At 47.8% G+C, this 10,000-nt stretch carries 8 protein-coding genes; 3 read left to right on the top strand and 5 right to left on the bottom strand.

Features of this window, described 5'->3' with window-relative positions; genetic code table 11:
- On the bottom strand, nucleotides 1–1,875 hold a 1,875-nt coding region (gene putA / locus LDL40_RS04360), incomplete at its 3' end, for a bifunctional proline dehydrogenase/L-glutamate gamma-semialdehyde dehydrogenase PutA (protein WP_300993928.1).
- 134 nt (nucleotides 1,876–2,009) lie between these two features.
- On the opposite strand from putA, the gene LDL40_RS04355 reads away from it, so the two are divergent.
- Complete coding sequence (locus LDL40_RS04355; RefSeq protein ID WP_300993927.1) at nucleotides 2,010–2,519, top strand: winged helix-turn-helix transcriptional regulator; 510 nt, start codon at nucleotides 2,010–2,012, stop codon at nucleotides 2,517–2,519.
- A 600-nt stretch (nucleotides 2,520–3,119) separates the two neighbouring features.
- Here LDL40_RS04355 and LDL40_RS04350 read toward each other — a convergent pair.
- Nucleotides 3,120–3,518, bottom strand: coding sequence for a nucleotidyltransferase domain-containing protein (locus tag LDL40_RS04350; protein ID WP_300993926.1), 399 nt, complete (start codon nucleotides 3,516–3,518; stop codon nucleotides 3,120–3,122).
- 204 nt (nucleotides 3,519–3,722) lie between these two features.
- Nucleotides 3,723–4,346: a TIGR04211 family SH3 domain-containing protein gene (locus LDL40_RS04345; protein ID WP_300993924.1), complete on the bottom strand. Its 624-nt coding sequence runs from the start codon at nucleotides 4,344–4,346 to the stop codon at nucleotides 3,723–3,725.
- A 113-nt stretch (nucleotides 4,347–4,459) separates the two neighbouring features.
- Here LDL40_RS04345 and LDL40_RS04340 point away from each other — a divergent pair, with 113 nt between their 5' ends.
- The gene (locus LDL40_RS04340; RefSeq protein ID WP_300993922.1) at nucleotides 4,460–5,335 is read left to right on the top strand and encodes an inorganic triphosphatase; all 876 of its coding nucleotides are present in this window, start codon (nucleotides 4,460–4,462) and stop codon (nucleotides 5,333–5,335) included.
- 7 nt (nucleotides 5,336–5,342) lie between these two features.
- Entirely contained in the window at nucleotides 5,343–8,168 is a 2,826-nt protein-coding gene (gene glnE, locus LDL40_RS04335) for a bifunctional [glutamate--ammonia ligase]-adenylyl-L-tyrosine phosphorylase/[glutamate--ammonia-ligase] adenylyltransferase (RefSeq protein ID WP_300993920.1), read from the top strand.
- 19 nt (nucleotides 8,169–8,187) lie between these two features.
- On the opposite strand, the gene LDL40_RS04330 is transcribed toward glnE, so the two are convergent.
- The gene (locus LDL40_RS04330; RefSeq protein ID WP_300993918.1) at nucleotides 8,188–8,796 is read right to left on the bottom strand and encodes a TcpQ domain-containing protein; all 609 of its coding nucleotides are present in this window, start codon (nucleotides 8,794–8,796) and stop codon (nucleotides 8,188–8,190) included.
- 93 nt (nucleotides 8,797–8,889) lie between these two features.
- A complete protein-coding gene (lpxL, locus tag LDL40_RS04325; RefSeq protein WP_300993917.1) occupies nucleotides 8,890–9,813 on the bottom strand; it encodes an LpxL/LpxP family Kdo(2)-lipid IV(A) lauroyl/palmitoleoyl acyltransferase in 924 nt (307 codons plus the stop codon).
- Nucleotides 9,814–10,000: the final 187 nt, after the last annotated feature.

Genomic DNA, 10,000 nt, shown 5'->3' with positions numbered 1-10,000 from the left:
CAGTAATTCGTCGCGGTGTAATTCCAGTTGATCCGCCAGTTTATTTAAAAGCGCTGCGCGTTCAGTCACAGCTGTTGCAGACCAGGCCGGGAATGCAGCTTCAGCCTTGGTTACCGTCTGTTCCATCTGAGCACTGTTGTTATGATAATGGAAACCTATCACTTCTTTGGTGTTGGCCGGGTTAGTCACAGCAACAGCACCTGCTGGTACTTCAATCTGGCTAACCGAAGCGAGCCATGTGTCCATAGCTTCGCGCATCGCAGTGATTTGGTCGATATCGGTAAAGTCCTGACCTTTAGAGTTCAGGCGCTCTGCTCCGTACAGCTGGTGGGGTAACGGAATAGAGTTATTACGCTTTTTGCTCCAGGCCCGCACTGTTTCGACCGGGTCTTTGAGTAAAGATTCCACCGGAATAGTTTCATCAACAATGTTGTTCACAAAAGAGCTGTTGGCACCGTTTTCTAATAAACGACGGACTAAATAGGCCAGTAAGTCTGAGTGTTCACCCACAGGGGCGTAAATACGGCAAGGGACTTTGTCATCGGCAACCACCTGATCGTACAACGCATCACCCATACCGTGTAAACGCTGGAACTCATAGCCAGTGCGATCCGGCGCCATTTCTAAAATGGTGGCCACTGTGTAAGCGTTGTGGGTAGCGAACATAGGGTAAATGCTGTCGCGGTATTCCAGCATCTTTTTGGCACAAGCCTGATAAGACACGTCAGTCGACGGCTTGCGGCTAAATACCGGGAAGTCGCTTAAACCTTCGGTCTGGCTGATTTTAACTTCCGTATCCCAGTAGGCGCCTTTGACCAGACGTACCATCATTTTACGGCCGACTTTTACTGTCAGCTCGCGCAGCCATTCAATCACAAACAAACCACGTTTGGAGTAAGCCTGCACTGCTAAACCAAAACCTTCCCAGCCGTTTAATTCCGGATCGGAGAATACAGCTTCGATAATATCCAGGGATAAATCTAAACGGTCAGCTTCTTCTGCATCGACAGTAAAACTGATGTCATAGGCTTTGGCAGCAACAGCCAGTTGTTTTAAGCGCGGTACTAATTCGTTGATCACACGGTCGCGATGGGTGAATTCGTAACGTGGGTGAATAGCAGATAACTTCACGGAAATGCCAGGGCTTTTTAACGGGCCACGTTTTTTCGCTGCAGTGCCTATGACTTTAATGGCCATCATGTAGCTGTCGAAATAACGGTTGGCGTCGTCCATAGTGCGGGCGCCTTCACCCAGCATATCGTACGAATAAGTAAAACCTTTGCTTTCCAGCTCTACTGCACGTTCTACCGCTTTTTCAATGCTGGTGCCCATCACAAACTGGGTACCCATAATTTGCATGGCATAACGCACAGCCTGACGGATCACTGGCTCGCCCATACGGCCACAGGTGCGTTTTAATAAACCAAACTGAGCTTTTTTCTGATCGTCGCTGTAATTCACCAGTTTGCCGGTCAGCAATAAACCCCAGGCCGAGATATTTACAAATAAAGAGTCACTGTTGCCTAAATGCGAACTCCAGTCACCGTTGGATAACTTGTCGCGGATCAAAAGGTCAGCTGTATGCTTGTCCGGCACGCGCAATAAGGCTTCGGCTAAACACATCAGTACTAAACCTTCTTCGGTCGACAACGAAAACTCGTTCAGCAGGGCGTCTACACCGCCTTTACCAACCTGAGCTTCACGGATATTCACGACCAACTGACGGGCTTTTTCCCAGGCACGGCTGCGCGCCGCAGGGCCAATATCAGCAATAGGCAATAAGTGGTTGAGTACCTGATCTTCATCAGCGCGGTAATGATCGCGCATGGTTTGACGAATAGCGTGACTTGTAGTCAGTTGGCCTTGGAATAACATAGGGTTTTAATCCAGTGAATTGAAAAAAATTATGCTGCATTTTAGTGAAAGCGCAGCCCTATTTGGTGGTTTCTTTTTCAAGGTAACCTTATATAATTTGGTTTATTAACCCTAAAACCCGAAAAAATACTGCCATGACTCAAAGCGCCAAAGGCCGGTTACCAGACCGTATCGACATGACAATTCTAGACACGCTACAAAAAGATGGACGTATTTCTAATGTCGAACTGGCAAAAAAGGTCAACTTAAGCCCAAGCCCTTGCATAGACAGGGTGCGCAAGCTGGAGCAGGACGGTTTTATTGAAGGTTATGGCGCCCGTTTAAACGCCAGTAAACTGGGTTTTGGTACTGCCGCTTTTATTCAGGTGACGCTGGACAGAACCACAGGTGCAGTCTTTGATCAGTTTCGCGATGCGGTGGTGAAAATACCCCAAGTGGCGGAATGCCATATGGTGGCCGGAGGTTTTGATTATCTGCTGAAACTACGCTTATCCAGTATGGAGGCGTATCGCGGCGTATTGGGCTTGATTGTGGATTTGCCTGGCGTGCTGCAGACTCATACTTATGTGGTGATAGAGCAGGTAAAGCAGGATGCGGGTTTGCCGCTTAAGTTGGCTGCGGCGCCGGAGGGGAAGGCGGAATAACTTCGTCGCTTTGTAGTTGTAACTGTTTTTGATTGCTACATTTTTTGCTTTAAAGCTTTCGCCGCTGGCGAGATACTTTCTTTTGCTTCGCCAAAAGAAAGTATCCAAAGCAAGAAAGTGCAGGAAGCACTTTCTAACAGCCGAAGGCTGGCCCGGAGGGCGAATTACATGGATGTAATTCATAAAAGGCGACCCCAGGTCGCAGCGACAACGCTTGCGTTGAACAGCTTTAGCTGGCCCCGAAGGGGTACGAACGGAGTGATTATAAAGCCCGGCCCAAAATCGTGCGTCCAAGGCGGCTGGGCAACTCGCTCGTCGCTACCGACTCCCCACTCAAACACTCCCAGCCTTAAAACCTTGGCCACCCAATTTTTCTGGGTTCATTCGGGCTTTCGGTAAGCCAACAGTTTGGCTTGCCGCCGAATGGACGTACTGAGCTCAGCGAAGTACCGGAACCTCGCCCCAATGGGGGATTGGTGCCAGTAGTTGGTGTGACTTTTGTATTGATTTTAGAAAGCGACGCTTGGGAATGAAACACTCCGCAAAATCTGGCCCTAATGCTCCGGACTCTCACTAGCAACTTGTTGTAGACCCAGTTTACTAGCGCCGCCAAAGGCAAATCGCCTTGCCTTTAATTTTAGATTGCAAAGGTATAGATGCGTCGCGAATACCGTCGGGTACATCGTTAAATTTTTTTCCGAGATATGTTGCTTGATTTTCAGAAGTTACAAGCCAATTGAAGTCTGAAAATTTGAACTGATGGGAAATTGGTTGCCCTTCAAGTAAAACATTCCCAGATGGCCCTTTCCATATGATATCAACTCCATCGATTCTTGATGCTGTGACTCGTGGTTCGATTGTTGAGAAAACAAGAAGATCCCAGTCTGATGCAACATGGGCACTATCTGAAGCACGTGAACCGATTAGCCAAACTTCCATGATGCTTAAGTCTTGACTCAATTGAGAAATTAACTCTTTGACTGTATTTGTAATTTCCATCAGTTATTGGCTTTTGTGTTTTTTAATCATTTCAAGCTAATGCTGCTCTACATCTATTGCAATACATTTCACTAAAGTCAATGTCGGCAACAGTCACAAAAGCACATGGAATCAAACCAGATACTGAGCCTTTAAAGCCAACTCAGCACCTGATTTTTATTCAATAAATAGGGTATTTCAGAAGGTAAGGCTAATAGCCTTCAATCACATCCAGCGTTCTTTGCGGCGGCGTGATGGAATTAATGCCGGGACCAGCAAGCCTAACAACAGACCGGCGAAGCCTAAGATTGAACCTAATACCATTTTGTCTTGCCAGAAGGCGGATGGCTTTTCCTGCAGTTGTTGAGTCAGCAGAGCAATAGTTTGCTGCGCAGTCGCTGTGGCTTTTTCGGCTTGTTGCACTGCGGCGTCTGTTTCATTGAGTTGTTGTTGTAACTGCTCTTTTTCTTGTTGCAACTGGCTGACTAAACTCTGCTGTTGTTGTAATTGCTGTTGCAGTTGATCGGCTTCACCACCAAAGACCGGAGTTAAACTGACGTACTGTTTTAAAATCCAGCCGGTGCGGCCTTTACTGTCGGTCAGTTGCCAGTAGGTCGAAGTGCTGTCTTCTGCCACAAGTTTAATTTCTTCGCCCGCAGCTATGCTGCCAATGATTTTAAAATCACGGCCCGGGCCGTTGTAAATGTAAGTAATCAGCTTATCGCTGATGTATGCATTTTGTGGGCTGACCGGTGTGCCTGTAGTTTCTTGTTGTGCAGTGACGCTGGTGCTCAGCAACACTGTGGCCAGAAGCATGCCTGCTTGCCATGGTCTTGAAGTGATCAACATAAAAATCCTAAAAAAACCGACCAACATCTGGTCAAAATAAAGAATTGAGCCGATCATAGGCTAGATGGTCATCAATTGACAACTTCTTCTTGCAGAACAGGAAATAAGCCGCTATGGCGATGGAAGCAGAACTTAAATTTTTACTTATTCAAAGCCCGGTGCCGGCCCTGGATTTAGTCTGGCGGCAACTGGCAAAGGCTGTACAAAAACATGAAAGCGTGCAGCTACTCAATGCGTACTATGAAACGGACGATTTGTGGTTTCGCCGCCATGATGCCGGGCTTCGTACCCGCCTGAAGAAGGGACAGTTTGAACAAACCATAAAACTGGCAGGGCAGCAACATGGTGGTTTGCATCTTCGGCCAGAATACAATCTGGCTTGTGCTTCGGTTTGGCCCGAGCTCAGTGCTTTTCCGGCAGAGATATGGCCGCACGGGACTGATTTGGTGCAGCTACAACGTCAGGTGAAACAGCTGTTTCGCACCGACTTTGTCCGGCAAAGTTGGTTGTTAACTTTAGCAGATGGCAGTACAGTCGAAGCGGTGTTGGACCAGGGCGAAGTGATATCAGGCGAGCAAAGGGAAGCCATAGCTGAACTGGAGCTGGAGTTACAACAAGGCGATGTCAACGCTTTGTTTGAGTTATCACGTCAACTGGTTAAGCTGTTGCCGCTGCGCCTGGGTTGGCAGTCTAAAGCTGAGCGGGGATACCGCCTGGTGCAGAACCAGCCTTTGGTTTTTATGCCGGCGGATCACAGCAGCACAGCAGCCTTGTTAAAATCTCTGCAATACCACGAAAGCTACTTTTTACGCAGTCAGGATCCTGCGTCATGGCACGTCATCACAGAGTGCCTGAACGCTTTGGCTGTCGTCTCAACCGACTTCGCTAGTTTGACTCTGCCTGAAACCACGCAGGCCTTGAATTTTTTCAGCAGTGCAGCTTATAACTGTGCGCTGTTAAATTGTTCTGAATCTTTGATTTCTGCCTGAGGTACTGATGAGCCAATTGTCCGCCCGCTTAGCCGCTGTATTGCCGTCTGAGTTACAACATGAAGTTGAGCTTGTCCTGCCGACCTTGATGCGGCCGGATTTTAGCGCTGAACAGCAGCAGGATCTCAAACTTTTGTTGGCGGTCAGCCCATTTTTAGGCAGGGTGATGCAACAGCAACCAGAGCTTGTTACGCAGTTGCTGAATAAAGAGCTGTTGGCTAAAACTTTAATACATCAGAACCCGTTGTCTGATCTTACCGATCATAGCGAAGCCGCAGTATTTAAAGCCTTGCGCCGTTGCCGTAATGCACAGCTTGCCCAAATTCTGGCGGCCGATATTCTCGCTGTGAAATCGACAGAGCAGTGCCTGCTGGATATTTCGGGTATGGCTGACAATCTGATTAACAGCGCCTATCAGTGGGCCTATCAGGATGTGGCCAGTCAGTGGGGCCAGCCTTTGGATCAAAATGGCAATGCTATGCCTTTGCTGATTTTGGGTATGGGAAAACTGGGGGGCGGTGAGCTGAACTTTTCATCCGACATCGACCTGATTTTTACCTATCCGCATAACGGCGAAACCAGTGGTGGCCGCAGAGCTGTTGAAAATCAGCAGTTTTTTACCAAATTAGGCCAGAAACTTATTTCCGCTTTGCATCAGGTTACGGCCGACGGCTTTGTGTTTAGAGTCGATATGCGTTTACGCCCTTTTGGTGATTCAGGGCCGTTGGTACTGAGTTTTGCCGCTATGGAAGATTATTATCAGGCGCAAGGCAGAGAGTGGGAGCGCTACGCCATGCTCAAAGCCCGTATCCTGAACCCGGATCCTGTGCATGCAGTGGAGCTGAATCAACTGCTGAAACCTTTTGTCTACCGCCGTTACATCGACTACTCAGCGCTGGAATCGCTGCGGCGGATGAAACAGCTCATAGAGCAGGAAAACCGCCGCCGTAACAGAGTGGACAATATTAAGCTCGGCGCCGGTGGTATCCGCGAAGTGGAGTTTGTGGTGCAAACTCTGCAGCTGATCCGAGGTGGCCGTATGCCAGAGTTACAACAAGTGTCTATTTTTAAAGCCTTGGACGCTTTGCAAAGTCAGCAGTTGTTGGAACCGGAGCAACATCAACAACTTAAACTGGATTATTTGTGGTTGCGTAAAGTTGAGCAGTTGCTACAGGGGGTGGACGATCAACAAACTCAAACCTTACCTTCCGACGAGTTAAGCCGGCAACGTCTGGTGCTGGGTTTAGGTTTCAGTAACTGGCAACAACTGACTGACACCACAGAGCAGGCCATGGGCCGCATTCATCAGCATTTTAAGCTGGTTATTGATCAAGGTGATAATCCTGAGCCGGAAGAAATGGTGTTAGGCCGTTTATGCTGGGATAGCGAATTGTCGTCTCAGGATTTAGCTGAGCATCTGGACTGGTTAGCAGTTGATGAAGCAGTGCAACTGCTGGAGCATTTAAAGCAGTTTAAGCAAGATTGCCAAAAACGCAGTGTAGGCCCAAGGGGGCGGGAGCTGTTAGAAAGACTTATTCCGGTATTATTGCATCAACTGGCGAAACAACAAGGTTCGGCTTTGGTATTGCAGCGGGTGCTGGGGGTTTTCCGGCAAATCGTCAGCCGTACCGCTTATCTTGAGTTGTTGTCAGAAAACCCGCCTGCACTGCAGCAACTGGTGATGTTATGTCATAAAAGTGGCTGGCTGGCTGAACATCTGGCACGTTACCCCTTGTTGCTGGACGAGTTAATTGATCCGTCCCAGTTGTATCAGGTGCCTGATTCAACAGACTACAGGGATAAGTTACGTCAGGTGATGCTCCGGGTGCCTACGGACGATTTAGAGTTACAAATGGAAGTGTTGCGCCAGTTTAAGCAAGCACAACAACTGCGCATTGCCGCAGCGGATATCACGGGCATTTTACCTTTGATGAAAGTCAGCGACCATCTGACCTTTTTAGCTGAAGCTATTATCGCGGCTGTAGTGGAATTGGCTTGGCAACAAATGGCGGAAAAGTACGGTTTACCTGCAGGTTTACAAGCCGAGGATGCCAAAGCTTTTGCCGTGCTGGCCTACGGAAAACTGGGCGGACTGGAGCTAGGCTATGGTTCAGATTTGGATCTGGTTTTTGTCCATCAATGCGATAACCTGGCGCCGACTCAGGGCGACAAAGCCATTGATTCCCGTCAGTTTTACATCAAGTTAGTGCAGCGCATAGTGCATATGTTTACTACCAGAACACCAAGTGGCGTTTTGTACGATATAGACACCCGTTTGCGTCCGGCGGGTAATGCAGGCTTATTGGCTGTGCATATTGATACCTATGCTGATTATCTGGAGAAAGAAGCCTGGACCTGGGAACATCAGGCTTTGGTGCGCAGTCGCCTGGTCTATGGGGATGACAAAATAGCTCAGCGCTTTAATCAAATCCGCAGTGAAATTTTGGCTAAGCCCAGAGACTTAGCAGTGCTGAAGGCTGAAGTGACTGACATGAGGCAAAAATTAAGGCAGCATCATGGTGAGCAGTCGACGGAAGTGAAACATGCGTCAGGCGGCATAGTGGATCTGGAATTTATTAGTCAGTATTTGGTCTTGGGTTATGGTCACCAGTATGCGGATTTGTATTTCTACAGCGACAATATTCGTATTCTGGATGCAGCCGCAGCGACTGCATTATTAAAACCCGAGCAAACACAGGCATTGCAACAAGCCTACCAGCAGTTGAGAGGTGTCAGTCACAGGCAAACTCTGGATCCTGCTACCGAAACTGCTCAGCAGTTAGAACAGGCTATGGAGCAAGTACGTAAAGTCTGGGAGCAGCTGTTCGGCTGACAGGCTGCACCTCTGGGCTTTAACCATTGACTCTGCGGCGTGGTGCGTTAATGTTGATGCAGTTTTGTTGTAGGAACGGAATGATTTTATCCGTCAGCACCACTGCTCTGGATACATTGCAGAAGTAAGCTTGCACTGGTTGTTCAAAGTCGGAAGAGATAGCCTGTGACGCTTCCTGAATAGCGCTGATGTAACTGAAGTCAGTTTGAAAGTAGTGTTTTACTTTGTAGTCTTTTGACAAAACCCAGAACAGCTCAACCCCTTCTTTGCGGCCTTGCATGGTCAGTACAGTTTTTAGCGTATCACCAACTCGAAAACGTCTGTCGGTTTCCTTACCTTTCCAGTTTTCAGGTAAAGCCACCATACGGTTGGCTCTGTCCCTTAACAATGAAACCAGATTGCTGTGATCTTCAGTTAATTCAATGACAAAGTCAGCGGACTCATCTTCTTTGTTCGTAAAGGAACTGCGGATATTGCTGTAGAAGTTACTAAAACCTTTCACCGCGTCTGAACTTTTCTCAGACAACTTTTCCGGCTTGAAATACAGCAATTCCGGTTTAAACATCACAATAGCAGCGAGTATAAATAATAATGCTGCAAGCAATAAATGCTTGATCCAAAACCACATAGCTTTTATCCCTGGTCAGCGTCAATGCATCATAGCTTGCCTTGGCGCCGTGCTGCAACTTCAGTTCTTATGCCAAAGCTGCAAAAGCGCTTTTTAATACAGACTCGGATCTTCTGGATTTGGCCGGGTTTTAAAGCGGCGGTGCAACCACATATATTGTTCTGGATGTGCCAGAATACCTTGTTCCAGCCATTGATTGACGCGGGTTACATCAGCTTTGTTATCGCCACTTGGAAAGTTTTCGAAAGCTGGCAACGCATCTACTCTATAGCCTTGATAACCGGGCAAACGGTAACAATGGATAGGCACAGTTTCGCAATTGGCACTGCCGGCAAATAACAAAGTCCCGGTGGTGGTGGCTGTTTCTTTTACGGCAAAAAACGGCACAAATTCAGCTTTATTGCGACCATAGTCCTGGTCCGGCAGATAAAAGCAGACTTCTTTTTCGTTTAAAGCGTTAATCATAGTGCGGACATCACGTTTGCCTATCAGGTAGCGGTTTGAGCGCACACGGCCGTGATACTGGAAATACTCCATAATTTCATTGTCATTTGGGCGGTAAAACCCAACAGCAGGGCAATGAAAACCAAAAGTACGGGCTATCATTTCCAGTGATAAAAAGTGACCGCTGAGCAATAACACCCCTTTGCCCTGATCTAAGATTTGCTGGATATGCTCTTTGCCGGTGAACTGACATAAAGGACGGGCACGCCAGTCCGGCCACCACCAGCCAATAAAGGTTTCAAAAGCCGCTTTACCTGTCTCTTTAAAATTCTGTTTTACCAGGGCTTCACGTTCGGCTTCCGGCATATCGGGGAAGCACAGTTCCAGATTGCGGCGAGTCACTTTTACCCTGGATTTCATTGCCTTCATCAGCAACCAGCCGACGCCTTCTCCCATTTTCATTAATACAGGGTAGGGCAACCACAGCAGGATCCACATCAGGCCTAAACCACACCATAAAGGCCAGTGTTTGGGATGCAAAAAACCAATAGTAAAACGTGGAACATGAACCACAGCAGATCCTCGGGCAAAAAAAGTGCGGCTATTGTAACGAAAAAAAACGGGGAAAAAAGTGCTAACTGGTAGGAACAGGCTCATCTGAAACCACAAAGGCGGCTTCAGACGAGCTGAGCTAAACAGAGTGTTAGTTACCTAAGGCTCTGTTTACTGTGAATAAATCTTCTTCAGTTAAAGTACCTGC

Origin of the sequence: Rheinheimera sp. (genome assembly GCF_020217005.1) — a bacterium.
Taxonomy (GTDB): Bacteria; Pseudomonadota; Gammaproteobacteria; order Enterobacterales; family Alteromonadaceae; genus Pararheinheimera.
This window is presented reverse-complemented; position numbering and strand designations above follow the sequence as displayed.